Genomic DNA, 24,449 nt, shown 5'->3' on the forward strand with positions numbered 1-24,449 from the left:
CCGGAACGGCTCAGCCCAGCGCGGACGCCGCCCCCTTGAGCACCAGCCCCGTACCCAGCGCCACCACGACCAGCGCGGACGCGAACGGCAGGGTACGGCGCGCCAGCGTGGCCAGCGGATGCGCGGTCCAGCGCGGACGCCGCTCCAGCACCCGGGCCGCGCCCGAGCCCAGCCGGACGACGGCGAACCCGGCCGCGGTGAGCGTCAGCGCGAGACCGGCACCGTAGGCCACGACGAGCAGCAGCCCGAACCAGGCCTTGCCGAGCGCGGCGGCGCCGACCAGCACCACCACGGCGGACGGACTGGGCACCAGCCCACCGGCGAACCCGAGGAGAAGCGTCCCGCGGAGGGTGGGCGCGGTGGGGTGGGTGTGTGTATGTCCCCCATGGGTGTGGGTGTGACTGCCGTGGGTGTGCGTGTGACCGTCGTGGGCGTGGGTGTGTCCGTCGGGGGTGCGTGGGTGGGTGTGGGTGTGGCCACCATGGGTGGGCTCCACACCGTCGTGGTGGTGAGGGTGTGGGGCGGCGCCGCGACCTGCGGCGCCCACGACCGCCAACTCCCGCCGCACCACTTCCTCGCGGGCAACGGCGGCCGGACGCGGCCGGCTGTGCCACGCCCGGCGTACGAGGGTGACGCCCGCCGCGAGCACCAGGACCCCGCTGGCGAGGCCCAGCCAGGCGATCACCGCCGGTGTGGCGGCGGAACCGGCCGTCACCAGCAGGCCCAGGGCGACGACGCCGAGCGTGTGGGTCACGGTGACCGAGGCGGCCAGCGGCAGCACGTCCCGCGGCCGGGCCCGGCCCCCGCGCGCCGCCGCCGACGCGGCCATCAGGGTCTTGCCGTGCCCCGGTGCGAGCGCGTGCAGCGCGCCCAGGGCGACCGCGATGAGCAGCGCCAGCGCGGCGAAGCCGACGGTGAGATCACGCCGGGCCACCAGATCGTCCAGGGCCCGGGTCCAGCGGTCGGCACCCCGGGGCAGCACGCCGGCGCCCGGGGTCTCCCGCCGCGCCGCGTCCCCGGCGAGCGCCGGACCACCGGGCCGCAGCCGTAGGGCGGCCGTCGCGGTGTCGGCGGGCGAGGACAGCAGGTCCTTCGGATAGGTCGTCAGTTCGTGCGAGACCGACGTGCGCGGTACGTCCGTCGCGGTGAGCGTCATCCGGTCGCCGCGCGCGGTGATCTCCCGCCAGCCGGGCCCGCCGGTGGCACCCGCGCTGTGGAAGCGGACGGTGACGGTACCGGTGCGGGGGAGCGCGGCGGTCAGCCGGCATTCCACGCGCAGGGTGTGCAACCCGGCCTGGCCGGGGCGGGGGCGCGCGGTGCCGCGGGCGGCGGTCAGGGCCGTCGTACGCCCGTCCACGGTGAGGGTGCTGTCCGCGGCGGCCCGCGCACACCGCCGCCGTGCCCACCCGTCCAGCCCCAGCCGCTCGATCTCGGGCCCGGCCTGGGTCGCCGGGATCTCGGCGAGGTCCTCCACATGGTCGACCCGGAGCTGCCCGGGAGCGGCGACGAGGCCGTCGTAGCGGTTGACGGTGAAGTTGCCGAGGGGGTGCGCGCTCGCGGTGCCGGCCGGGAGGAGGGTGAGCGCGCACACGGCGAGGACGAGCAGATACAGCGGGCGTGGCTTCACTCGGATCCCTCCAGGGCCTTGCGGGCCGCGGCGGAACCCAGCGGGGAGAAGCCGGGGTTCAGTTCCAGGGCCGACGTCAGCGAGGCGCGGCCGGCCGCCCGGTGGCCCGTGGCCAGCTCGATCACACCCCGGTGGTACCGGAAGGCGGCGTTGCGGTAGCCGGTGGCGGTGGCGCGGCGGGCGTACGGCAGGGCCTCGCGGTCACGGCCGTTGACGTGCAGCGCCCAGGCGAGCGCGTCCGCCGTGTGCACGGTGTGCCGGCGGGCCCATTCGGCGCGGGCCGCGCGCAGGGCGGCCGTCCTGTCGCCGTGGTCGGCGGCGGCCAGCGCGGTGTCCAGGTCGGCGTTGACGCCGTTGGCGCGGGCCAGCGCCGTCCAGGCGTCGACGAGCGCGTACTGCCGCCGGGCCCGCGCCCGGTCACCGGCCGCGCCGCGCGCCTCGTACAGCTCGCCCAGGACGACGAGCGGGCCGGGCACCGGATACCGGGCGACCACCGCCTCCATCCCCTTGATCGCGGCGGTCCGGTCACCGCGGGCCGCCTGGGCGCGGGCCCGGCCCTCCAGCGCCGGGAGGTAGCCGTCGTCGGCGGCCAGGGCGCGGGCGTAGCAGGTGAGGGCCGACCGGTAGTCGCCCTGGTTCCAGGCGAGTTGGCCGAGTTGCGTGGCCACGTACGCGGTGTCGCCCGGTGAGGTGGCCGCGGACAGCGCCTGTTCGAGAACGCGGCGTGCCGCGGTGACGTCCCCGCGCAGTTCGCGCACGTACGCGTACCGGGTGAAGACCGGTACGCCCGGCTTGCGCGCGTCGGCGGTCGCGGCGGCCTTCGCCGCGTCGGCGTACCGGCCGAGTTCGACCAGGGCGTCGATACGGGAGGACAGGGCGCGCTCGCTGTACGGGTTCCGCCGCAGGGCCGCGTCCGCGAAAGTCAGGGCGTGCGCGAAGTCGTGCCGGGCCGCGGCGAGCGCGGCGCGGCCGGCCAGGGCCTGGTCGCTGTCCGGTGCCAGGGACAGGGAGCGCCGCAGCGCCTGCTCCGCCTGCGGATAGCGGGCCGGATCGCCCTTGGTGCGCGCCTGTTCCACGTAGGCCAGGCCGAGGGTGGCCCAGCCGCCGGAGTCCTTGGGCTGCGACCGCAGATGCGTCTGGAGTGCGGCGATGCTCGCGTCCAGGTTCCCGCCGCCGAGGACACCGGGGTCGACGGCGTCGGCCACGACGGGCGCGGTCGCCGGTGCCCGCTGGGCACCGAGGGCGATCGCGCCGCCGGTCAGGGCGACGGCCACCAGCACGGCGGACCCGGCCAGCCGCGCGGCCCGCCACCGCCGCCCGGCCTCCCCGACCCGCCGCACAGCAGCGACCCGCCCCCCACCCCGGCCGCCCTCACCCCCACCACCGGCAGCGCCCGGCCCGGCACCCACGCCTCCTCCGGCCCCTTCGCCCGCGCGACCGGCCGTACCCGGCCCGGCACCCACGCCGTCTCCGGCTCCCTCGCCGGCACGCTCACCGGCACCTGCGGTCCCCCCCGGTGTCAGGCGTCGCCGTCGTCTGCGGCGCGGGGACACCGCCGGTCGGGGGTCGTGGGTCGTGCTCACCGGCCGCTCCCCGTTCTCCCCGTGCGCCTGGTTCTCCTCGTGCTCCTCGTGCTGCCCGCGCGGGCCCATGCCTGTTCCTCCGTCGGTCGTGTGGGAGGCGCGGCCCGCCGTGGGGGATGGGGGGAACACGGGCCGCGCCGGTCTGGGGGTGGGGTGCGGGGTCAGTACGCGCGCTGCATACGCCGGCGCCACCACGCGAACGCCGTGCCGAGCAGCAGGATCCCGGCCGCGCCGGAGGCCGCCGAGGCCGCGATCAGCGTCGTGTCGCCGGAGCCGCCGGCGGAGGAGCCGGCCGGCTGGAGCGCGTCCCCGAGCTGGCTGCGCACGTCCGTCCCCGCGGTCGTGCCCTTGGCGAGCCGGCCGCGTGAACCGGCCGTGGGCTCGGCGACGTACGGGAAGTACTTCTCGAACTTCTTGTCGTTCTTGTCGACCGCGTCACCCAGGTCGTTCTTGGAGCCGACCAGTTCGCCCTCGACGACCTGGAGCGCGGCGTCGATCACGTCGTCGCCGAGCCGGCGCCCGTTCGGGAAGCCCGCGTTGTCACCGTCCAGCACGCCCAGCCGCTTGGGGTGCATGCTCGGCGGGACCGAGGTGTTCAGCCGCAGTTCCTCCGAAGCCCGCACGTTCGGGGGCTGGTTCAGGCCCTTGACGCCCTTGAGGAAGACGTCGACGAGGTCGTTGCGCGGCTCGGCGGGCGCCTTGATCTTGTAGATGGACTCGATGAGCTTCGGCAGTTCGGGGTTGGTGACGTTCTTCAGGAACTGGCCGTCGTACGCGGGCTGCGACGCGTTGAACTTGTCCTTGTCCTTCTGCGGGTTGACGACCTCGTTCACCAGCGGGTTGCCCAGGCGTGAGACCTGGCTGTAGTAGCCCTGGGCGTTACGGCGCTGGGTGGTCGACCAGATGCCGACGACCGGCTGGTGGGCCGACTCGCGGATCAGGTCGTTCGGCACCTGGAGGGCGATGGTGTTGACGTTGTAGCCCTTGAGGGTGTCCCGGCCGACCTCGCTGAGGTTGCCTCCGTACAGCAGGTCGAAGACGCGCAGGTCGGCGAAGAACGGGTCGTCCGCCTGCCCGGCGAAGGTGGTGGCGCCGCCCGCCGTCTTGTAGACGGCCTGCGAGCGCAGTTTGCCGTAGTCCGGCATGGACGCCTTGCCGACGTCGGACGGCGCCACCGGCACGTCGTCCGCGAGCTTCGTCCTCGATGCCTCGTGCCCGTTCTTCAGGCGGATGAGGTCGAGGTCGTAGGTCTGGGTGATGTTGAGGTCGGGGTCGGCCAGGTTGCTGACCGGGCCCGTGTTGTAGAGGAACGTGTCCCCGTTCTTCGTGTGCGTCTTGAAGGTGTAGCGGAAGACCGCATCGCCCTGCGCGTCAGCGTTGTTGTCGATGTGCAGGTCGTACTGCGCGTCGTCCGCGAACGTGTAGAAGTTCGGTCCGCCCGCCGGTTCCTCGAACGGGATCCAGTTCGCCACGATCGTCGTCGTGTCGGGCTTGTCCGGGCTGACGAACGCGTACAGGTCGGTGTTGTCGTACTGCGGGGTCCCCGAGATCAGTGGCGCTTCCCGGTGGGAGGAGGCGGAGGCCGCCCCGGGTTCCAGCGTGGCGACGCCGGCGGCTGCGAGCCCTCCGGCGGCCAGCGCGCCACAGATGAGCGAGACCAGGCCCTTGCGTCCTGTGCCGCTCCTGGAGATGAGAGGTGTCATGCCGTCCGTCCTCAGTGCCGTCTTGCCTTGACGGACGGGTATACGGAACGGACACGCCGTTCGGATTGGTCCGCGGGAAAAAACTTTTCTGCGCCCGCCGGCCCGCGTTTTCGGCCCGCTGATCCGTATGTTTCCCGGGAGGTGTGTCTCGGTGCGGATGCGCGGGGTGCGAGGAAGGGCCGGCTGCGGGCACGGGGAGGGGACCCGCGCACAGGCGGACGACCTGCTGGTGCTCGTCGCGCGCGGCGACCAGCGGGCGTTCGAGGACCTGTACGGACTGGTCTCCGGGCCCGTGTTCGGACTCGTCCGGCGGGTGGTGCGCGACCCCGCCCAGTCCGAGGAGGTCGCCCAGGAGGTGCTGCTCGAACTGTGGCGCTCCGCCGCCCGGTTCGACCCCCGCCGGGGCAGCGCCCTCTCCTGGGTCCTCACCCTCGCCCACCGCCGGGCCGTCGACCGGGTGCGCAGCGCCCGCGCGGCCGGGGAACGCGAGCAGCGCGAGGCCCTGCGCGCCGGGGAACCCGCGTTCGACCAGGTCGCCGAGGAGGTCGAGGCCGGCCTGGAACGCGAGTGGGTGCGCCGCTGCCTGAACCGGCTCACCGCCCTCCAGCGCCAGTCCGTCACCCTGGCCTACTACGACGGCTACACCTACCGTGAGGTCGCCGAGCGGCTCTCGCTGCCGCTCGGCACGGTCAAGACGCGGATGCGCGACGGGCTCACCCGGCTGCGCCAGTGCCTGGGAGGGGCCGTATGAGCATCCTCGGCAGACTGGTGCGCCGCGAGGACCCGCACTCGCTCGCCGCGCCCTACGCGCTCGACGCCCTCGAACCGGGCGAGCGGCGCCGCTTCGAGAAACATCTGGCGGGCTGCGACCGCTGCGCCGCCGAGGTGCGGGACCTCGCCGAGGACGCGGTGCGGCTCGCCTGGTCCGCGGCGGTCCCCGCGCCGGCCGCCCTGCGCGAGAGGGTGCTGGCCGCCGTGCGCACCACCCCGCAGGAGCAGGCGCCGGCCCTGGAGGGACCACGTCGGCTGCCGCCGCACGTCTGGGGCGTCCAGCCACCGCCGGGACGGTCGCACGCCCCCGGCAGGCGCCCCCTGTTCGCGCCGTTCGCCACGGCCACCGCCACCGCCGCCCTCGTCGTCGCCTCCCTCTTCGCGGTCCAGGCGCACCGCACCGGTGACCGGCTGGCCGCCGAGCAGGACCGGGCACGTGAGATCGCCCACGTTCTCGCCGCTCCGGACGCCCGCGCGGCGAGCAGCGTGGACGCGCGGGGGCGCCGGATCGGAGTGATCGCTTCCGCTTCCGGACGGGATGCCGTCGTCACCCTCAGCGGGTACGGCGCACCGGCCGGCGGGCGCGTACACCAGCTCTGGCTCGTGCGTCCCCGTGCGCAACCGCGCTCCCTGGGGCTCTTCACGGGCGACACGCCCTTGGTCGCGCGGAGTCTCGACACCTCCTCGACGTCACTCGCCGTGACCGTCGAACCTGACGGCGGCTCAACACGGCCCACCGGCCAGCCGATTGTCCAACTCACCCTGGAATCGGTCGGATTCGGAGAGTAGCCGACGAGGGATGGTCAACCGCCTTGCAGGGAAGGTGAATCCTGTGGCCGAGATACACGCGTGCCCCACCGGGGCGATAGGGTTACCCTGCCCGGGCCGGGTGGACTCGTACGGGTGGGGAGTGACATGGAGCAGATAGCAGTGCGCAGCAGGGCCAGGGTCCCTGCGATCACCTGCGGGAGCAGCGCGAGCAGTTCGCGCCTCGACCGCCATCTGTCGGTACTGGCGGGTCCCGCCATACCGCAGCGGGAGACGATCGAGGCGACCTTGCTGATGCGTGAGCTGACAGCGCGTGACGCCGTGCACGAGCGCAGTGACCGGGGCCGACGAGTCAGTCGCGTCTCCCTCTTCGCGCCGCTGCGCAGGCTGCGCCGTTCGCTGTTCGGCGGCCACTAGCGGTCACCGAGCGGTCACCCGCCCACCGAAGCGGCCACCGCGCGGCGATTCCCGCGCTCAGGCCGCCACACCGTCCCGGCGCAGCGCTGCGATGTCGTCGTCCGTCATCCCCACGGCGCGCAGCAGCGCCCCGGTGTGCTGCCCGAGCGCGGGCACGTCGCCCATCCGTGCCTCGTCCCCGCCCGGCATCGTGATGGGCGGCAGCAGCGCCTTCAGCGGCCCGGCCGGCGAACCCACCTGACGCCACCGCTCCCGGGCCGCCAGCTGCGGATGCTCCGCCAGCTCGTGCAGATCCCGCAGCCGCGCACAGGCGATGCCGGCCTTCTCCAGCCGCGCCAGGGCCTCCTCGGTGCCCAGCGCCCCCAGCGCCCGCGCGACCAGGGAATCGGTCCGCTCCCGGTGCGCCACCCGGGCCGCGTTGGTCGCGTACGCCGGGTCCGTGCCCAGCTCGGGGCGGCCCATGACCTGTCCGGCCAGCCGCCGCCACTCCCGGTCGTTCTGCACCGACAGCAGCACCCGCCCGCCGTCCGCCGTCGGATAGGCGTCGTACGGGGCGATGACGGCGTGCGCGAGCCCGGTGCGCGCCGGCGGCTCGCCTCCGTGCATCGCGTGGTGCAGCGGATGCCCCATCCACTCGGCGAGCGCCTCCAGCATCGACACCTCCACCGGACCGCCCCGCCCGGTCGTCCCGCGCCGCACGAGCGCGGCCAGGACCCCCGAGAACGCGTACATGGCCGCCGCGATGTCCGCCGCCGGGATCCCCGCCTTCACCGGCTGCTCCGGCGTCCCGGTCACCGACACCAGCCCCGCCTCGCACTGCACCAGCATGTCGTACGCCCGCTTGTCCGCGTACGGTCCCGAGCCGCCGTACCCCGAGATGTCCACGGCGACCAGCCGCGGGTGCGCGGCGCACAGCGTGGCCGCGTCCAGGCCGAGCCGGGCCGCCGCGCCGTGCGCCAGGTTCTGCACGAACACGTCCGCGTCCGCGACCAGCCGCCGTACGACGTCGAGGCCGCGCGGGTCCTTCAGGTCCAGGGCCACGGACTCCTTGCCGCGGTTGCACCACACGAAGTGCGAGGCGAGACCGCCGGCCGCCGTGTCGTAGCCGCGCGCGAAGTCGCCGCCGTCGACCCGCTCCACCTTGATGACCCGGGCGCCCAGGTCGGCGAGTTGCCGGGTCGCGAAGGGCGCGGACACGGCCTGTTCGACGGCGACGACGGTGATGCCCGCCAGAGGCAGGGGCTGGGGCAGGGGCTGGCTCTCGGGCGCGTGCGGGTCCATCGGCTGATCCATGCCCGGATCATGGCCCCTGAGCGGCGCCTTTGTCAGCAGTGGGGGCCTGGCCGCCGGCCCGGGACCTCGCCGGGGAGACGGCGTCCGCGGCTGCCGGCCGTCCGGACCCGTGGCGTGTTCCCTCCGTCGTCGTGTCGTGTCCGTGCGCTAGACCAGGGCGAACTGGCCGTCCGGGCCCTCCTCGTGGTGGTCCAGGACCGAGGCGGGGCGGCGGGAGCGCTCCGGTGGCGGGAGGACGCCGGCGTCGCGCAGGTCGGCCGCCGTGACCGGTGACGTCGTCCGCAGCGCGGCCCGCAGCGGACGCAGTTCCGCCAGCAGGGCCAGGACGGTGATCAGCTCCAGCAGTTCCGACGTCCAGGCCTGCGGCCAGGCCGCCGGGCGGATCGCGGCGAGGGTGCCGGCCCCGGACGGGGCCGTGCGGGCAGCGAACCAGGTCTCCAGGACCCGCACCCCGGCCACCTCCAGGTCCCAGGCCTCCGGCGGCACGGGGGAGACGCGGCCCTCGTCGAGGTGCAGCGTCTCCTCGGCACGGTCGTAGCTCAGGGTCGACGGGCGGCCCGGCAGGGGCGCGCGGACGTAGGGGCGGCGCCCGCCCGGCAGCTTGGGGCGTTCGCCGTCGCGACGCAACAGCCACAGCATGCGGCGGCCCAGGTCCACGCCCGCGGACCACAGACCGGGGTCCGCCGTGAGCGGGACGGTGAGGTCCGGGCGGACCGCCGCCAGGATCCACGCCAGCACGTCCGGTGCCGACGGGGGCGCGCCCAGCCGGGCCGCCAGGTGGTCCGGCAGGCCGGGCACCAGGTTGGGCTCCGTGCCCCCGGGGCGGCGGTAGAGCGGGCGGACGCGGCCGGTGCGCAGCAGGGGCAGCACCGACGTCGCCAGCAGCGGGGTGCCGGCATCGCCCGTCTCCACCGTGAACACCTGGTGCGCGTCCGCCACCCGCCACAGTTCCGGGCGGGCGGTGTCGATCAGCCGGTGGTCCGGGATCAGCCACTGCTCGTCGAAGGGAGCGGCCAGCACCCGGACCGGCTCCGCGCAAGGACCCTCGGCGCGCACCAGGCGTTGCGTGCCGCCGGCCCGGCCGGGTAGCCGGCCCACCGCCGAGGTGAGCGTGCGGGCGCGACTCGGCTGGAACAGGGCCTCCCGGTCCGGCCCCCCGGCCTTCAGCAGGGCGTCCCAACGGGCCCGCAGGGACGCCGGATCCGGCGCCGCCGGCCAGGCGCGGCCCAGCCGCAGGGGTGCGACCGACCACGGCATGAGGTCCGCCAGCGGCGGAGCGTCGTCGTGCGTCACGCGGGGCATCGTACGACAGCGCTCCGGCGGGGCGGGGGCCGTGTGCGGCACCCGGCTCCACCGCGCGAACGACCGGCCGGGGCGGGTCGGCGCGTGGCTGCGACGGGTCCGCGGACGGACGGTGGGCCGTCGCGGGCCGCGGGACGGGGGAGCGCCTAGGCCGCTTCGTTTGGATCACCTGGCTGACCAGAGGAAGATGCTCGCAACGTGGAGTCCGGCCAGGTAGATGGCTGCTGTCTTCTCGTAGCGGGTGGCGATGCCTCGCCACTGTTTCAAGCGGTTGATGCAGCGTTCGACCGTGTTGTGGGCATGGGGGCGTGATCGCGCACTATGCGGTCGCAACGCCCAGGAAGCGCAGCACCGCTAGGACGCGGCGGTGGTCGGCGTCGGCCTTGGGCAGGTCGAGCTTGGTGAAGATGCTGTTGATGTGCTTGGCGACAGCGCTCTCGCTCACGACCAGCTCGGCGGCGACGCCGGAGTTGGACCGGCCGCCCGCCATCAGCTCCAGCACCTCCCGCTCGCGCGTTGTCAGCCGGTCGAGCGGATCGCTGTGCCGGCGCACCAGTAGCTGCGCGACGACCTGCGGGTCGAGCGCGGTGCCGCCGGCCGCCACCCGGCGTACCGCCTCGGCGAACTCCTCGACGTCGGCGACCCGTTGCTTGAGCAGATAGCCGACGCCCGAGGTGTTGGCGGCGAGCAGATCGGCGGCGTACCGCTCCTCCACGTACTGCGACAGCAGGAGCACGGCGGTACGCGGATACTGGCGGCGGATCACCAGCGCGGCACGTACTCCCTCGTCGGTGAAGCCGGGCGGCATGCGCACGTCGACCACGGCGATGTCGGGACGGTGCTCCTCGACGGCCGCCAGCAGCCCTTCTGCGTCGGCGACTTGCGCGCACATCTCGAAGCCGGCCGCCTCCAGCACCTTGACCACGCCGATGCGCAGCAAGAGGGAATCCTCGGCGATCACGGCGCGCACGGCAGCTCCACGGTGATGACGGTCGGGCCCCCGGCGGGGCTGCGGCAGGAGAACGTGCCGTCGACGGACGCGACGCGCTTGGCGAGCCCGGAGAGCCCGGTGCCGCCGTCGGCCGCTGCGAGATCCGCGCCGCCCGCGCCGTCATCCGCGACGACCACCAGCAGTGTCTCCCCGATCCGGTCCACGGTCACGTCCGCCCGGGTCGCCTGGGCGTGTTTGACCACGTTCGTCAGGGCTTCGGAGACCACGAAGTACGCGACGGCCTCGACCGTGGGCGAGGGTCGCTGCGGCAGGTCCACCGCCACGCGCACCGGGATCGGGAGGCGGGCGGCGACCCCGGACAGCGCGGCGTCGAGGCCGCGGTCCTCAAGGACGGCCGGATGCAGGCCGCGCACCAGGTTGTTCAGCTCGGCGATCGCCTCCTTCGCCTCTCGGTGCGCCTCGTCGATCACCTTGCGGGCGTCCTCCGGCAGGTCGCCGAGGGTGGCCCTGGCCAGGCCCAGGTTGACGGCGAGTGAGACGAGGCGCTGCTGCGCGCCGTCGTGCAGGTCGCGCTCGATCCGCCGCCGCTCGGCGTCGGCGGCGTCGAGCACGCCGGCCCGGCTCTCGGCGAGGTCGGCGACCCGGCGGGTCAGCTTCTCCGTGCGGCTGGGGCCGAGCAGGACCTCGGCCGCCCGGGTGTCCAGCCGCACCAGAGCGCCGGTCAGCCGGGGCCCGAGGAACAGCAGGGCGAGGCCGCCGGCGGTGATGTACGCGGCCTGCGTGGTGTACCCGAGGTCGGTGACCCGCCATTGCGGGGGCAGCGCCCAGCTCCACACGTAGATGGAGGCGGCCACGAGAGCGGCGGCCCAGACGGCGAGGACGGCGAGGTCCAGGACGGCGAGTAGCGGACCCGCCACGGCGTGGTAGCAGACCTGCCGCCACAAGGCCCGCGCGGTCAGCCGGCGCACCGCCGACTTCCAGTTGCGTCCCGGCCCGGGTACGGCGGGGCGCGGGAGGTCCTTGCCGACGAGCGCCCGGTAGCGCCGCCGCTGCCCGACGGTCAGCAGGGGTGTCACCACGAGCGTGAGCAGCACGGGCAGCGCCACGAGCGTGAGCAGCACGGGCAGCGGAGTCACGGCCGGCACCAACGCCGCCATCGTGCCGAGCAGCCAGAGCCACAGTGGCACCACGGCGAGGTGGAGCGGCAGGCCGGCGGCGACGAGCGCGGTCCGGTGTCCCGCCCTGCGGAACGGCCGGCCCAGCACAAGCTGCAGCCACGTCGTGAGTTGCATGCGTCAAACGGTAAAGCCGCAGGCCATCCCCGTGCCATGACGCTCCCGCCCGGTTCGGGGGTGCACTTATCTCCACCCTGGGTCGGAACCCTGCGTGACTGACGGCGCCCTGGTGTGCGGCGGAGGGTGGAGCACGTGAAGGGGAGAGCCGGCGGGGAGCGGGGGAAGACGATGCGTCAACTGGGTTTGTGCGGTGAGGAAGTGGCCGGTGCCGAGGGCTTCGACCGCGCCGAGGTCATCCCGCTCCACGAAGAGGCGGAGGAGCCGCGCCCGGCGCGGGGCATGCGGCGGGCCGGGTGGCTGCTGGTCGCCTGCGGGCTCGCCCTGCTGCCGTGGCTGTACGTGCTGGCCACCGGCCTGCCGGCCACCGCGACCGCGGTGCACTGGCCGGTCGCCTGGGTCGGGCTCGACGCGCTGGAGGCGCTCGGCCTGATCGCCACCGGCCTCCTTGCCGCCCGCGGCGACCGGCGGCACGCCCTGGCAGCCGCCGCGACCGCGACGCTGCTTGTGGTGGACGCCTGGTTCGACACCACGACCGCGGCCCCGGGCGGCGACTTCGCCACCGCGGTTGCCATGGCGCTCGGCGCCGAGCTGCCGCTCGCCGCGCTGTGCGGCCGGCTGGCGCTGCGGGCGCTGAGCCGGCCCGCATGACGCCGACCGCCCGACCAGGTACCACGGACCGAATCGATCCACCGGAGAACACCATGCACGGGTGCAACTGGCGGGGGGTCTACAACCGGCTGCGGATGTGGTCCGCCGATGGCACATGGGAGCGGGTGTTCACCGCGCTTGTGGCACAGGCCGACGCCGACGAGGAGCTGAACTGGGTCGTCTCGGTGGACTCCACGATCGTGCGAGCCCGTCAGCACGCGGCCGGAGCCCGCAAAAAGGGGCCCCGGCCGACGAGCCGTACGACCACGCCATCGGCCGGTCCCGTGGCGGACTGACCACGAAGATCCATCTCGCGGCCGATGGCAACTGCCGGCCCCTGGCCTTCCATCTCACCGCCGGACAGGCCGGGGAGGCCGGTGACGCGCCTGCCTTCGCTGACGTGATGGCGCGGCTGCGTGTTCCCCGACGGCGTGGACGGCCCCGGACCCGGCCAGCGGCAGTCCTCGCAGACAAGGCGTATTCGTCGCGTGCCATCCGTGAGCACCTCAGGCGGCGCGGCATCCGGGCGGTCATCCCCGTGCCGGCCGATCAACGCGGCCACCGTCTGCGACGCGGCAGCCGGGGTGGCAGGCCACCCGCCTTCGACCGCGAGACCTACAAGCAACGCAACACGGTCGAACGCTGCATCAACCGCTTGAAACAGTGGCGAGGCATCGCCACCCGCTACGAGAAGACAGCAGCCGTCTACCTGGCCGGACTCCACGTTGCGAACATCTTCCTCTGGTCAGCCAGGTGATCCAAACGAAACCGCCTAGTACTCCAGTCAGAAATCGTTGCCTGAGCTGGTCGGCCTCGTTGTTCCAGGCATGGTGGGGATGGGCGAAGCTGACCTGTGGGCTGGGGAGTTGGAGTCGGTGTTCGCCCGTGTGGCGGGCCGCTTCTCGCGGGTGGATCTGCGGTGGCGGATGCGGGACTACGTGCGTGGTCTGCTGGCTCCGGTGGAGCGGAAGAACGGCTGGCAGCTGGCCGAGTACGCAGGTCACCGCGGACCGGCCGGCTTCCAGCACCTGCTGAACGGTGCCTCCTGGGACGCTGACGCGGTCCGGGACGACCTGCAGCAGTACGTCGCCGAGCGGCTCGGCACCCCGGACGGGGTTCTGATCGTCGACGACACCGGCTTCCTGAAGAAGGGCACCACCTCTGCCGGCGTGCAGCGGCAGTACTCGGGCACCGCCGGCCGTACCGAGAACTGCCAGATCGGGGTCTTCGCCGCGTATGCCTCCTCCAAAGGAAGGGCTTTGGTGGACCGGGAGCTTTACCTGCCCAAGTCCTGGACCTCGGATGCAGACCGGTGCCGGGCGGCGAGAGTCCCTGACAGCCGTGGCTTCGCGACCAAGGGAGAACTGGCCCGCGCGATGATCCTGCGGGCTCTTGCCTCCCCCCTCCCGATCGCCTGGGTGACGGGCGACTGCGCCTATGGACAGGAATGGCGCATGCGCCGCACCCTGGAGGAAGCCGGTATCGGCTATGTCCTGGCCGTGCCGAAGTCCCAGCAACTGCACGCTCCCTTCGGCCGTATCGACCAGGCCATCGCCGACGTTCCCGATCAGGCGTGGGAACGACGCTCCTGCGGCGACGGCGCCAAAGGCCCGCGCCTCTACGACTGGGCAGCCGCCCGTCTGCCGGTGATCGAAGTCTTCGACGGTGACCGGCCCACCCATCAGCGGTGGGTGCTGGCCCGCCGCAGCCCGGCCCGACCGGAGGAGATCGCCTACTACCTCGCCTACGCACCCAACGGCACCAGCGTCACCGACCTGGTCCGCATCGCCGGATCGCGCTGGGCGATCGAGGAAGCCTTCCAGGCAGCGAAGAACGAATGCGGCCTCGACCAGTACGAAGTTCGCCGCTACCCGGGCTGGTACCGGCACATCACACTTGCCATGCTCGCCCACGCGTTCCTGGCCGCCGTCGCAGCCCAGACCACCGAAAGGGGGGCCGCAGAAACGAGCCCACCAGCACCATCCACTTCACCGTGGCAGAAGTCCGCCGACTCCTGGACGCTCTGCTGCCCCGCCCCACACCCCGCCTCGGACCCGTTGCACATGCCCTGAACTGGTCCCTCTGGCGCAGACGACACCAAGCCACAGCCCGCCGCTGCCACTACCGAAGAAGAACCAGCTCAGGCAACGATTTCTGACTGGAGTACTAGGCGTCCAGGGTGACGGTGAACGAGAAGCGGTCGCCCCGGTAGTGGATGACGGCCACGTCCAGCACCCGGCCCTCGCCGTCGTAGGTCACGCCTGTGTAGTGCAGGATCGGGCTGAGCAGCGGGACCTCCAGCAGGCGTGCCGTCTCGGGGTCGGCGAGGCGGGCCTCCACGGTGTCCGTGATACGGCTGATGTCCGCTCGCACCACGTCCCGCAGCACCTTGGTCATCGGCCAGCGGACCAGGTCGTCCGGGTCGATGAGCGCGGCCAGGTCGGGGCGGATGTGGTTGACGGCGTGGTTGGTCGGTTCGCCGGTCTTCTCGTCGCTGCGCAGGCGGTGGTACGCCGTCACCTCCGCGAGGTCCGGGAAGTACTCGGCGAGCCCGGCGGGCACGGGCACCGCGCCGTGGTCCAGCAGCTCGGCCGTCATCCCGGACTGCTGGGCCACGATGGCGTCCACCGAGCCCAGCAGCCGCACGGGAGCGCCGCGGCGCACCCCGGGCTCGATGAACGTGCCGCGCCGGCGGTGCCGGCTGATCAGCCCCTCGTCCTCCAGCTCCTTCAGCGCCTGCCGCATGGTCAGCACGCTCACCCCGTAGTGCTGCGCCAGCCGCTCCTCGGTCGGCAGGCGCAGCGGGTCCTGGGGGGAGCGGCCCAGTATCGAGGCGCGCAGCGACTGCGACACCTGGTACCACAGCGGCAGCTTGCGGTTCAGGACGATCGAATCCGGAGCGAAGGAGGTCACGCGGCTATCCGTACCTGTCGACGAACGGTCGGCGCAATGCGGCCGTCACACCCGGAAGTGGCGCTCGAGCCCCTGCCACACGTCGTCGTAGTGCTGCTGGAGGTGGTCCGCCCGGGCCGCGAGCGGCGTCAGGGTCACCGGCCAGCGGGTCTCGAACATGAACGCCAGCCCGTCGTCGACCTTCTGCGGCTTCAGCTCGGCCGCGCTCGCCCGGTCGAACGTCTCCCGGTCCGGGCCGTGCGCCGACATCATGTTGTGCAGCGAGCCGCCACCGGGCACGAAACCCTCCGCCTTCGCGTCGTACGCGCCCTCGACCAGGCCCATGTACTCGCTCATCACGTTCCGGTGGAAGTACGGCGGCCGGAAGGTGTCCTCGCCCACCAGCCAGCGCGGCGCGAACACGACGAAGTCGACACCGGCCAGGCCCGGGGTGTCCGAGGGCGAGGTGAGGACCGTGAAGACGGAGGGGTCGGGGTGGTCGTAGGAGATGGTGCCGATCACATTGAAGCGGCGCAGGTCATAGACGTACGGCACATAGTTGCCGTGCCAGGCGACCACGTCCAGGGGGCTGTGGTCGTAGGTGGCGGCCCACAGGTTGCCGCAGAACTTGTTCACCACTTCCACCGGCCCCTCCACGTCCTCGTAGGCCGCCACCGGCGCCCGGAAGTCCCGGGGCGCGGCGAGTCCGTTCGCGCCGATCGGGCCGAGGTCGGGCAACCGGAACGACGCCCCATAGTTCTCGCACACATAACCGCGCGCCGACTCGTCCAGCAGCTCCACACGGAAGCGGACCCCACGCGGGATCAGTGCCACCTCGGCGGGCTCGACCTGGAGCCGGCCGAACTCGGTGTGCAGCAGCAGCCCGCCCCGCTCTGGCACGATCAGCAGTTCCCCGTCCGCGTCGGAGAAGACCCGCTCCATCGAGGCGTTGGCGTGGTAGAGGTGCACGGCCATGCCGGTGCGCTGGCTCGCGTCGCCGTTGCCGCCCAGCGTCCACAGGCCGGCGAGGAAGTCGGTGCCCGCCGGCGGCTCGGGCAGCGGGTTCCAGCGCAGCCGGTTGGGGTCGGGCACGGTCTGGGTGAAGGGGGCCGTGCGGAGCCCGCCGTTGCCGGTGCGGGCGAACGCCGGGTGTGCGGCCGACGGGCGGATGCGGTACAGCCAGGAACGGCGGTTGTACGCCCGCGGCTCGGTGAACGCCGTACCGCTCAGTTGTTCCGCGTACAGCCCGAGCGGCGCGCGCTGCGGTGAGTTGTGGCCCTCGGGCAGGGCGCCCGGCACCGCCTCCGAGGCGTGTTCGTTGCCGAACCCGGTGAGGTACGACAGCCCCTCGGCGGTCTTCCGCGCGTCCCCGCTCATCATCGCTCCCTTGCGCCGCTGATTCCTATGCATCACCGTAGGAATCAAGTGGGGGACTGCGCAAGGGGTCCCGGCTCCTCCCGGTGGACGCGTGGACCTCTCGCCGCGCTCGCGGTGTACGTCCTGCTGCCGCTCGGAGCGGCGGCCTGCGCGACGGGCGGGGCGCACGGGGGCACGGTCCCGTCCTCACCCGTGGGAACGGTGCCGGACGGCATCGACGGGACCGGCCGGAACCCGCGCGAGGTGGCCAGGGAGGACGCCCCAGGGATCGGCATCGAGGTGACACCGGCCGCCGGCGGCGGCCGGGACGTGCGGCTGGCCTTCCGCCGCTTCCGCACCCGGCGCCCGGCCGGTCGCGGTCACCGGGCGCGGGGTCGTCTCCCTCTTCGTCGACGGCGGCCGGGCCGCCCGGCCGCGCACCCGCTGGCCGCCGCCCTCGTCCCGCGCGGCACCCAACACGTCACCGCCCGGCTGTACGCGGACGACGGCACGGTGTGGGCCGTGCGGGGCAAGCCGGTCGAGAGCACCGCCGACGTCACGGTGTCGGGCGCGGAGGCGGACGGGGTGGCGAGCGCGGTGGAGACGGACGGGGCGGAGGCGGACGGGGCGAGAGCGGACGCGACGGCGACGGTGGAGGCGGACATGTCGGAGGCGGACGCGGCGAAGACGGACGGGGTGGGGACGGCGGAGGCGGACGCGCCGCCGCCCCCGGCCGGTGACGCCGCCCCCGGCGCCGGCGGATGAGTGCATCGGCCACCTTTCTCCGTACTGTGGGACGAGCTTCACCGGACCCCGGCGGAAAGGCATCATGAAGCCCGTGCCCCACGCGACATCGCTCCGCCGCGCGCCCGTCCAGCGGCGCAGCGCCGAACGGCTGACCAGAATCCTGGACGCCTGCGCCGAACTCCTCGACGAGGTCGGCTACGACGCCCTGAGCACCCGCGCCGTCGCCCAGCGCGCCGGGGTCCCCATCGGCTCGGTCTACCGCTTCTTCGGCAACAAGCGGCAGATGGCCGACGCCCTCGCCCAGCGCAACCTGGAGCGTTACGTCGAGCGCGTCACCGAGCGGCTGAAGAAGGGGAGCGAGGGGAGCGGCGGCGCCGGCGCCCGCTCGCGGGGAACCGCGGCCGGGGGAGAGCGGCGCGGGGGAGACTGGCGGGCCGCCATGGACGCCGTCCTGGACGAGTACCTGGCCATGAAGCGCACCGCGCCCGGCTTCTCCCTGGTCGACTTCGGCAACCAGATACCGGTCGGCAGCCGCCACAGCGAGCCCAACACCCGGGTCGCCGACCGGCTGACCGACCTGCTCTCCGCCTATCTCTCCCGCACCCCGGACGAGGAGCTGCGCCGGGTCTTCCTGGTCGCCGTGGAAAGCGCCGACACCCTCGTCCAGCTCGCCTTCCGGATCGATCCGCAGGGCGACGACGCGATCATCGCCGAGACCCGGGAGCTGCTGCGGGCCTATCTGGGGCGCGCGCTCGACTGAACGGCCGGCCACCGGGACTCCCCAGCGGGCATACCGCTCGGTATGCTCCGAGCGAGCCCGTCCGCTCCACCCGCGCCTGCCTGTGCCCGTCAGCTCCAGATCGAGCCCGCCCGTCCCCGTCCGGGCCGGGCGAGACCCCGCCGACCCTCCGGAGGACCCGTGTCCCGCACCGCCCTGCGAATCTGCCCCCTGTGCGAGGCCACCTGCGGGCTGACCCTCACCGTCGAGGGCACCCGTGTCACCGGCGCCCGCGGCGACCGGGACGACGTCTTCAGCAAGGGGTTCATCTGCCCCAAGGGAGCCTCCTTCGGCGCCGTCGACGGCGACCCCGACCGGCTGCGCACCCCGCTCGTCCGGAAGGACGGCGTCCTGCGCGAGGCCACCTGGGAGGAGGCCTTCGACGCGGTCGCCGCCGGGCTGCGCCCGATCGTGGAGCGCCACGGCCCGGACGCCGTCGGCGTGGTCCTCGGCAACCCCAACGTGCACACCATGGCCGGCGCCCTCTACCCGCCGGTGCTGCTCGCCACGCTGCGCACCCGCAGCCTGTTCACCGCCTCGACGGTCGACCAGATGCCCAAGCACGTCTCCAGCGGGCTGTTGTTCGGCGACCCCAACGCCATCCCGGTGCCCGACCTCGACCACACCGGGCACCTGCTCCTGATCGGCGCCAACCCCCTGGAGTCCAACGGCAGTCTGTGCACCGCCCCCGACTTCCCCGGCCGGCTCAAGGCGCTCAAGGCCCGCGGCGGCCGGCTCACCGTCGTGGACCCGCGCCGCACCCGCACCGCCCGACTCGCCGACCGGCACCTGGCGATACGCCCCGGCACCGACGCGCTGCTGCTCGCCGCGATGGCCCACACCCTGTTCGCGGAGGAGCTGGCCGACCTCGCGGAGCTGGCCCCGCACGTCCAGGGCCTGGACGAACTCCGGGACGCGCTGGCCGACTTCACCCCCGAGGCCGTGGCCCCCGCCTGCGACCTGGACGCCGGAGTCGTCCGCACCCTGGCCCGCGAACTGGCCGCCGCCCCGGCCGCCGCCGTCTACGCCCGCATCGGTAGCTGCACCGTCCCGCACGGCACCCTGGCGAGCTGGCTGGTCGACGTCCTCAACATCCTCACCGGCAACCTGGACCGCCCCGGCGGCGCCCTCTTCCCGCAGGCCGCCACCGACCGGACGCCGCGCCCGGCGGGCCCCGGCCGCGGGTTCGCCCTCGGGCCGCTGGCACTCCCGGGTCGGGCGGCACCCGGAGGCCAAGGGCGAACTGCCCCTGTCGGCGCTCGCGGAGGAGATCGACACGACGACCGGCACCGGCGAACCGGTCCGCGCGCTGATCGCCGTCGCCGCCAATCCGGTGCTCTCCGCGCCCGACGGCGACCGGCTCGACAAGGCCCTGGCCTCCCTGGACTTCATGGTCAGCGTCGACCCGTACCTCAACGAGACCTCGCGCCACGCCCACGTCGTCCTGCCCCCGCCCCCGCCCGCCCAGAGCCCGCACCACGACTTCGCCTTCAACACCCTCGCCGTCCGCAACCAGGTCCGCTACACCCGCCCGGCCGTCCCGCTGGAGCCCGGGCCGCATGGCCGAGAGCGAGATCCTGGCCCGCCTGGTCCTTGCGGTCTCCGGCATGCACGGCACGGACCCGGCCGCCGTCGACGCGATGGTCATCGACCAGACCCTCGCCAAGGCGGTCGAGGACGAGTACGCGCCGGTGCACGGCCGGGACCCGCGCGCCCTCGCAGATCAGCTCACCGGCGACAACGGCCCCGAACGGCGGCTCGACATGATGCTGCGCCTCGGCCCGTACGGCGACGGCTTCGGCGCCCGGCCCGACGGGCTGAGCCTGGCCCGGCTGCTCGCCCACCCGCACGGCATCGACCTCGGTCCGCTGCGCCCCCGCCTGCCCCAGCCGCTCAGGACCCGCAGCGGCAGGATCGAGCTGCTGCCCGAGCCGATCGCCGGCGACCTGCCCCGGCTGCGCAGGGCCCTGCGCGAACGCCCCGCGGGACTCGTCCTCGTCGGCCGCCGCCACCTGCGCTCCAACAACAGTTGGATGCACAACGTGCCCGCCCTGACCGGCGGCAGCAACCGCTGCACCCTGCACATCCACCCCGAGGACGCCGCCCGGCTCGGCGTCCGGGACGGCGCAGGCGTGCGCGTCAAGGGCGCCGGGGGAGAGGTGGTGGCCCCCGCCGAGGTCACCGACGGCGTCCGGCCCGGGGTGGTGAGCCTGCCGCACGGCTGGGGCCACGACCGCCCCGGCACCCGGCTCGGTCACGCCTCCACCGTGCCCGGCGTCAACGTCAACCAGTTGCTCGACGGCAGCCTGCTCGACCCGCTGTCGGGCAACGCGGTGCTCAACGGCATCCCCGTCGAGGTCGTCGCACTGCTGTGACCTGGACTTCTGCGCTTATTGCTCGCACGTCAACCACTTGTTAACGCCGAGTGAACGGACCTAACGTCAACGCACCGCCGGCCCCCAGGTGGGATGTTCAAGGGCGAACGTTAGGTATCCATTCATGCTGACCATCCTCGGCTTCGCCATGATCGCGACCTTCCTGGTCCTGATCATGCTGAAGAAGATGTCGCCGATCGCGGCGCTCGTGCTCGTACCCGCGCTGTTCTGCGTGTGCGTGGGCAAGGGCGCCAAGCTCGGCGACTACGTCATCGACGGCGTCACCAGCCTCGCCCCCACCGCGGCGATGCTCATGTTCGCGATCGTCTACTTCGGTGTGATGATCGACGTCGGCCTCTTCGACCCGGTCGTACGGGGCATTCTGAGGTTCTGCAAGGCCGACCCGCTGCGCATCGTCGTCGGTACCGCGGTCCTCGCCGCGATCGTCTCCCTGGACGGCGACGGCTCCACCACGTTCATGATCACCGTGTCGGCGATGTACCCGCTGTACAAGCGACTGAAGATGTCCCTGGTCGTGATGACGGGCGTCGCCGCCATGGCCAACGGCGTGATGAACACGCTGCCCTGGGGCGGCCCCACCGCCCGGGCCGCCACCGCGCTCAAGGTCGACGCGAGCGACATCTTCGTGCCGATGATCCCGGCGCTGGCCGTGGGGCTGGCGTTCGTGTTCGCCCTGGCCTTCGTCCTCGGCCGCCGCGAGCGCAGGCGGCTCGGCGTGCTCACCCTGGACGAGGTCCTCGTGGAGGGGACCGAGACGGTCCTGGCCGGCGCGGGCAACGCCAACGGCGCGAAGACCCGCGGGGGTCCGGCCTCCGACATCGGCGCGAAGGGCGCCGGGGGTCCGGCTGCCGGCACCGGCGCGGAGAGCACCGGAGGTCCGGGCCCGGGTACGGACGCCGCTCCCGACGAGCCCGAGGACGACGGCCTTCAGGGGCTGGACCCGGAACGCCCCACCCTGCGCCCCCGGCTGTACTGGTTCAACGCGCTGCTCACGGTCGTCCTGCTCACCGCCATGATCATGGAATGGCTGCCGATCCCAGTGCTGTTCCTGCTCGGCGCGGCCCTCGCCCTGACCGTCAACTTCCCGCACATGCCGGACCAGAAGGCCCGCGTCGCCGCCCACGCCGAGAACGTCCTCAACGTCTCCGGCATGGTGTTCGCCGCCGCCGTCTTCACAGGCGTCCTCCAGGGCACCGGCATGGTCGACCACATGGCCGGATGGCTGGTCGACAACATCCCCGCCGGCATGGGCCCGCACATGGCCGCCGTCACCGGCGTGCTGAGCATCCCGCTCACGTACTTCATGTCCAACGACGGTTTCTACTTCGGCGTCCTGCCGGTGCTCGCCGAGGCCGGCCACGCGCACGGCGTCTCCTCGCTGGAGATCGCCCGCGCCTCGATCATCGGGCAGCCCCTGCACATGTCCAGCCCGCTCGTCCCCGCCGTGTACGTCCTGGTCGGCATGGCCAAGGTCGAGTTCGGCGACCACACCCGGTTCGTGGTCAAGTGGGCCGCGCTCACCTCCCTGGTGGTGCTCGGCGCCGGCATCGTGTTCGGCATCGTCTGACCGCGGCGGGGGAGGTCGTGTCCATGGGGTCCGGTGGGAACCGCGGCTGGCTGCCGCGCCTCGTCCTCGCCTTCGGCTGTGCGCAGGGGGCGGTGTCGATGGCCCGGCCCGCCGTCTCCTACCGGGCCCTGGCATTGGGCGCCGACGAGCGGGCGGTCGGTGTCATCGCGGGCGTCTACGCCCTGCTGCCGCTGTTCGCGGCCGTACCGCTCGGCCGCCGCACCGACCACGGCCGCTGCGCGCCCCTGCTCCCGTCGGGCGTGGCCCTCATCGCCGGCGGCTGCGCGCTCAGCGGACTCGCCGGCTCGCTGTGGGCGATGGCCGTGTGGAGCGGGGTGATGGGCCTCGGCCACCTCTGCTTCGTGATCGGCGCCCAGTCGCTGGTGGCCCGCCGGTCCGCGCCGTACGAACAGGACCGCGACTTCGGCCACTTCACCGTCGGCGCCTCCCTCGGCCAGCTCGTCGGGCCCGTGGCCGCGGGCGCCCTCGTCGGCGGCCCCGACATGGCGCGCGGCAGTGCGCTCGCCCTCGTCACGGCGGGCGCGGGCGCGGCCGTCGCGTTCACGTCGCTGTGGCGCGTGGAGGACCGTACGGCCGTCACCTCCGGCCCGGGGCGGGGCGCACGCGTGCCGGTCACCGGCATCCTGCGCGCCGGGGCGTGCTGATGCTGGGGGCGTTGCTGCTGCTGTCGTCGGGCGTGGCACTGCGCTCGCCGGGCCGGCCGGAGGGAGCGTGCGGAGTGCGGGAGGGGTCGCCCGGACGGGTGAACGAGGTCCGGTCGGAGCGTCCGGGACTGCGCCGCACGAGCGACTTCTGACGGCGCGTCGGGCGTCGGTCCCGGCTCGCGCGGTGTGGATGGCGCAGAGTCCAGGCGAAAGAGCGATTTGTATGAAAATCGTCTGACTCGGAGGAACATCCATGCCCACCCTGAAACTCCCACGAAGCCTCGGCTCGCGCGCGGGCGCCACCGTCATTCTCTCCGCTCTCGCGGCATCCGGCGCGTCGTGGGTGGCGGCGCCGGCGGCGGTGGCCCAGGGGGAGAACGGCGACATCAGGATCCACCGCGTGGGCGTGCCCTTCGGGGTCTCGAAGGACGATCCGGTGGTGTGCAGGTTCTACCTCGACGCCGTCAACTTCGACGTGCTGCCCACCATCGCCTACACCATCACACCGCAGCCCCCGCTGCCGACCTCGGCCACCGTCGCCGGCACCATCCCGCTCGCCGGGGGCGCCGGTCATACCGACCCGCTCGGTCTGGCCGACGGTCAGTACAGGCTCACCTGGGTGGTGGCGGGCGCCCCCAAGGAGAAGGTCTTCCGGGTGCGGTGCAAGGACGAGCACCAGGAGGAGGGGCACGGGGGCCCGAACGGTCAGATCGCCGACGACCAGCACAATGACGGTGCGTGGGGCAAGAGCGACCAGGGCGGCCCCAAGGGCGGTGTGCACGCGGGCGGCGGCGGACTCATCGACACGGCCGCCGCGTACTCCCCGGTGGCCGCCGCGGCCGTCGTGGGCCTGATCGCCGTCAGCGGTGTCGTGTACGTCCGGGTGGTCCGCCGGCGGCCCCATGGTGCCGCGTAGGCGCCGACGCAGGCCCTGGTACCGCACCCGCGCCTACCGCCTGGCCAGGACGGCCGCGCTCGTGGTCGTCCTGGTGACGGTCGGCAACCGGTGCGGGCGGGACGGCGGCCCGGGCCTGCCCGGCCGGCCGGGCGGCCCGGACGCCGTGGCGGCCGCCGGCGCGGGCTCCACCCGGGCCGACGGACGGGGCCCCGGGCCGGACGACCCCGAGCCCTCCGTCACCGCGGGGCCCCCGCCGCGTCCGCTGCCCCGCTCCCGGCCGACATCCTTCCGGGTGCCCTCCCTGGGGATCGACGCCCCGGTCACCCCGCTCCGGCTGGACGCGAACCGGCGGCTGGAGACGCCGCCCGTCGACCGGCCCAAGCTGGTCGGCTGGTACCAGGGCGGCCCCACGCCGGGTGAGTCCGGCACCGCGGTCGCCGTCGGCCACCGCGACACCAGGATTGGACCCGCCGTGTTCTCGGGGCTCGCCCTGGTCCGGCCCGGCAAGCCCGTCGAGGTGCGGCGGGCGGACGGCCGCACCGCCGTCTACACCGTGGACCGCGTGCGGGTCTTCGACAAGAACGGCTTCCCCGACACGGAGGTCTACGGGCCCTCCGGGCGTCCGGAGCTGCGGATCCTCACCTGCGGCGGCCTCTTCAGCCGGCGCACCGGCTACACCAGCAACGTGGTGGTCTTCGCCCACCTGACCGCGACGAAGTGACCGGCGGACCGGCCGCTACGGGTTCTCCGACCCTACCGGCCGGTCCATTCCGGTGACGTCCTTCGCGCCG

Annotated in this window: 19 protein-coding genes and 4 pseudogenes; 13 read left to right on the top strand and 10 right to left on the bottom strand. The window is 73.6% G+C overall.

Going from position 1 to position 24,449, the window contains the following annotated elements; translation table 11 throughout:
• Positions 1 to 10 precede the first annotated feature (10 nt).
• The 3 genes from D9753_RS28185 to D9753_RS28195 all read right to left on the bottom strand — a co-directional run bounded on the left by D9753_RS28185 (position 11) and on the right by D9753_RS28195 (position 4,913).
• Entirely contained in the window at positions 11 to 1,627 is a 1,617-nt protein-coding gene (locus tag D9753_RS28185) for a HoxN/HupN/NixA family nickel/cobalt transporter (RefSeq protein WP_121789562.1), read from the bottom strand.
• Positions 1,624 to 3,279, bottom strand: coding sequence for a tetratricopeptide repeat protein (locus tag D9753_RS28190; protein WP_240468305.1), 1,656 nt, complete (start codon positions 3,277 to 3,279; stop codon positions 1,624 to 1,626). Before D9753_RS28190 ends, D9753_RS28185 begins: the two co-directional genes overlap by 4 nt.
• Positions 3,280 to 3,371: 92 nt before the next feature.
• Entirely contained in the window at positions 3,372 to 4,913 is a 1,542-nt protein-coding gene (locus D9753_RS28195; protein ID WP_121789563.1) for a DUF4331 domain-containing protein, read from the bottom strand.
• Positions 4,914 to 5,070: 157 nt separating this feature from the next.
• Here D9753_RS28195 and D9753_RS28200 point away from each other — a divergent pair, with 157 nt between their 5' ends.
• The 3 genes from D9753_RS28200 (at position 5,071) to D9753_RS28210 (ending at position 6,869) form a co-directional block, all read left to right on the top strand.
• Positions 5,071 to 5,664 carry a sigma-70 family RNA polymerase sigma factor gene (locus tag D9753_RS28200; protein ID WP_121789564.1) on the top strand — a complete coding sequence of 198 codons (594 nt, stop codon included), beginning with the start codon at positions 5,071 to 5,073 and terminating at the stop codon, positions 5,662 to 5,664.
• Positions 5,661 to 6,473 carry an anti-sigma factor gene (locus D9753_RS28205; protein WP_121789565.1) on the top strand — a complete coding sequence of 271 codons (813 nt, stop codon included), beginning with the start codon at positions 5,661 to 5,663 and terminating at the stop codon, positions 6,471 to 6,473. Before D9753_RS28200 ends, D9753_RS28205 begins: the two co-directional genes overlap by 4 nt.
• Positions 6,474 to 6,599: 126 nt before the next feature.
• Positions 6,600 to 6,869 (top strand): hypothetical protein, encoded by a 270-nt coding sequence (locus D9753_RS28210; RefSeq protein WP_121789566.1) that lies wholly within the window; start codon positions 6,600 to 6,602, stop codon positions 6,867 to 6,869.
• 57 nt (positions 6,870 to 6,926) lie between these two features.
• Here D9753_RS28210 and D9753_RS28215 read toward each other — a convergent pair whose 3' ends face one another.
• The 5 genes and pseudogenes from D9753_RS28215 to D9753_RS28235 all read right to left on the bottom strand — a co-directional run bounded on the left by D9753_RS28215 (position 6,927) and on the right by D9753_RS28235 (position 11,708).
• Positions 6,927 to 8,162, bottom strand: coding sequence for a CaiB/BaiF CoA transferase family protein (locus tag D9753_RS28215; RefSeq protein ID WP_240468306.1), 1,236 nt, complete (start codon positions 8,160 to 8,162; stop codon positions 6,927 to 6,929).
• 147 nt (positions 8,163 to 8,309) lie between these two features.
• A complete protein-coding gene (locus tag D9753_RS28220) occupies positions 8,310 to 9,464 on the bottom strand; it encodes a type ISP restriction/modification enzyme (RefSeq protein ID WP_121789567.1) in 1,155 nt (384 codons plus the stop codon).
• Between the two features lie 165 nt (positions 9,465 to 9,629).
• Positions 9,630 to 9,758: pseudogene (locus D9753_RS28225) on the bottom strand (IS5/IS1182 family transposase); the annotation flags it as partial.
• A gap of 25 nt (positions 9,759 to 9,783) precedes the next feature.
• Entirely contained in the window at positions 9,784 to 10,434 is a 651-nt protein-coding gene (locus D9753_RS28230; protein ID WP_121789568.1) for a response regulator transcription factor, read from the bottom strand.
• Positions 10,422 to 11,708 (bottom strand): sensor histidine kinase, encoded by a 1,287-nt coding sequence (locus D9753_RS28235; protein ID WP_121789569.1) that lies wholly within the window; start codon positions 11,706 to 11,708, stop codon positions 10,422 to 10,424. Before D9753_RS28235 ends, D9753_RS28230 begins: the two co-directional genes overlap by 13 nt.
• Before the next feature lie 135 nt (positions 11,709 to 11,843).
• On the opposite strand from D9753_RS28235, the gene D9753_RS28240 reads away from it, so the two are divergent.
• The 3 genes and pseudogenes from D9753_RS28240 to D9753_RS28250 all read left to right on the top strand — a co-directional run bounded on the left by D9753_RS28240 (position 11,844) and on the right by D9753_RS28250 (position 14,431).
• On the top strand, positions 11,844 to 12,359 hold the full coding sequence (locus D9753_RS28240; RefSeq protein ID WP_121789570.1) for a hypothetical protein: 516 nt from the start codon (positions 11,844 to 11,846) through the stop codon (positions 12,357 to 12,359).
• An 80-nt stretch (positions 12,360 to 12,439) separates the two neighbouring features.
• A pseudogene (locus tag D9753_RS28245) lies at positions 12,440 to 13,116 on the top strand (IS5 family transposase); the annotation flags it as partial.
• Positions 13,117 to 13,195: 79 nt separating this feature from the next.
• A complete protein-coding gene (locus D9753_RS28250; RefSeq protein WP_121789571.1) occupies positions 13,196 to 14,431 on the top strand; it encodes an IS701 family transposase in 1,236 nt (411 codons plus the stop codon).
• A 94-nt stretch (positions 14,432 to 14,525) separates the two neighbouring features.
• Here the strand turns inward: D9753_RS28250 and D9753_RS28255 are convergent, their stop codons facing one another.
• Both D9753_RS28255 and hmgA read right to left on the bottom strand, forming a co-directional pair.
• Positions 14,526 to 15,272 (bottom strand): GntR family transcriptional regulator, encoded by a 747-nt coding sequence (locus D9753_RS28255; protein WP_121789572.1) that lies wholly within the window; start codon positions 15,270 to 15,272, stop codon positions 14,526 to 14,528.
• 45 nt (positions 15,273 to 15,317) lie between these two features.
• Positions 15,318 to 16,628, bottom strand: coding sequence for a homogentisate 1,2-dioxygenase (gene hmgA, locus D9753_RS28260; protein WP_121789573.1), 1,311 nt, complete (start codon positions 16,626 to 16,628; stop codon positions 15,318 to 15,320).
• A gap of 192 nt (positions 16,629 to 16,820) precedes the next feature.
• Between hmgA and D9753_RS28265 the strand changes: the two genes are divergently transcribed.
• From D9753_RS28265 to D9753_RS28295, 7 genes and pseudogenes are all read left to right on the top strand, one after another.
• The gene (locus tag D9753_RS28265) at positions 16,821 to 17,372 is read left to right on the top strand and encodes a hypothetical protein (RefSeq protein WP_240468307.1); all 552 of its coding nucleotides are present in this window, start codon (positions 16,821 to 16,823) and stop codon (positions 17,370 to 17,372) included.
• 64 nt (positions 17,373 to 17,436) lie between these two features.
• Positions 17,437 to 18,114: a TetR/AcrR family transcriptional regulator gene (locus D9753_RS28270; RefSeq protein ID WP_121789574.1), complete on the top strand. Its 678-nt coding sequence runs from the start codon at positions 17,437 to 17,439 to the stop codon at positions 18,112 to 18,114.
• 159 nt (positions 18,115 to 18,273) lie between these two features.
• Positions 18,274 to 20,507 (top strand): annotated as a pseudogene (locus D9753_RS28275) (molybdopterin oxidoreductase family protein).
• A gap of 124 nt (positions 20,508 to 20,631) precedes the next feature.
• Positions 20,632 to 22,095 (top strand): CitMHS family transporter, encoded by a 1,464-nt coding sequence (locus D9753_RS28280; RefSeq protein ID WP_121789575.1) that lies wholly within the window; start codon positions 20,632 to 20,634, stop codon positions 22,093 to 22,095.
• A gap of 23 nt (positions 22,096 to 22,118) precedes the next feature.
• Positions 22,119 to 22,748: pseudogene (locus D9753_RS28285) on the top strand (MFS transporter); the annotation flags it as partial.
• A gap of 265 nt (positions 22,749 to 23,013) precedes the next feature.
• A complete protein-coding gene (locus D9753_RS28290; RefSeq protein WP_121789576.1) occupies positions 23,014 to 23,676 on the top strand; it encodes a hypothetical protein in 663 nt (220 codons plus the stop codon).
• The gene (locus D9753_RS28295) at positions 23,663 to 24,379 is read left to right on the top strand and encodes a class F sortase (protein ID WP_121789577.1); all 717 of its coding nucleotides are present in this window, start codon (positions 23,663 to 23,665) and stop codon (positions 24,377 to 24,379) included. Before D9753_RS28290 ends, D9753_RS28295 begins: the two co-directional genes overlap by 14 nt.
• The last annotated feature ends 70 nt before the right edge of the window (positions 24,380 to 24,449 follow it).

The sequence above is a fragment of the Streptomyces dangxiongensis genome (assembly GCF_003675325.1).
Taxonomy (GTDB): Bacteria; Actinomycetota; Actinomycetes; order Streptomycetales; family Streptomycetaceae; genus Streptomyces; species Streptomyces dangxiongensis.

What these genes read in the sequence shown, in the direction of transcription:
- hmgA (WP_121789573.1), bottom strand. Translation starts at nt 16,628, where the DNA reads ATGAGCGGGGACGCGCGGAAGACCGCCGAGGGGCTGTCGTACCTCACC.
- D9753_RS28195 (WP_121789563.1), bottom strand. Translation starts at nt 4,913, where the DNA reads ATGACACCTCTCATCTCCAGGAGCGGCACAGGACGCAAGGGCCTGGTC.
- D9753_RS28280 (WP_121789575.1), top strand. Translation starts at nt 20,632, where the DNA reads ATGCTGACCATCCTCGGCTTCGCCATGATCGCGACCTTCCTGGTCCTG.
- D9753_RS28220 (WP_121789567.1), bottom strand. Translation starts at nt 9,464, where the DNA reads ATGCCCCGCGTGACGCACGACGACGCTCCGCCGCTGGCGGACCTCATG.
- D9753_RS28215 (WP_240468306.1), bottom strand. Translation starts at nt 8,162, where the DNA reads ATGGATCAGCCGATGGACCCGCACGCGCCCGAGAGCCAGCCCCTGCCC.
- D9753_RS28270 (WP_121789574.1), top strand. Translation starts at nt 17,437, where the DNA reads ATGAAGCCCGTGCCCCACGCGACATCGCTCCGCCGCGCGCCCGTCCAG.
- D9753_RS28205 (WP_121789565.1), top strand. Translation starts at nt 5,661, where the DNA reads ATGAGCATCCTCGGCAGACTGGTGCGCCGCGAGGACCCGCACTCGCTC.
- D9753_RS28290 (WP_121789576.1), top strand. Translation starts at nt 23,014, where the DNA reads ATGCCCACCCTGAAACTCCCACGAAGCCTCGGCTCGCGCGCGGGCGCC.
- D9753_RS28235 (WP_121789569.1), bottom strand. Translation starts at nt 11,708, where the DNA reads ATGCAACTCACGACGTGGCTGCAGCTTGTGCTGGGCCGGCCGTTCCGC.
- D9753_RS28200 (WP_121789564.1), top strand. Translation starts at nt 5,071, where the DNA reads ATGCGCGGGGTGCGAGGAAGGGCCGGCTGCGGGCACGGGGAGGGGACC.
- D9753_RS28250 (WP_121789571.1), top strand. Translation starts at nt 13,196, where the DNA reads ATGGGCGAAGCTGACCTGTGGGCTGGGGAGTTGGAGTCGGTGTTCGCC.
- D9753_RS28295 (WP_121789577.1), top strand. Translation starts at nt 23,663, where the DNA reads ATGGTGCCGCGTAGGCGCCGACGCAGGCCCTGGTACCGCACCCGCGCC.
- D9753_RS28190 (WP_240468305.1), bottom strand. Translation starts at nt 3,279, where the DNA reads ATGGGCCCGCGCGGGCAGCACGAGGAGCACGAGGAGAACCAGGCGCAC.
- D9753_RS28210 (WP_121789566.1), top strand. Translation starts at nt 6,600, where the DNA reads ATGGAGCAGATAGCAGTGCGCAGCAGGGCCAGGGTCCCTGCGATCACC.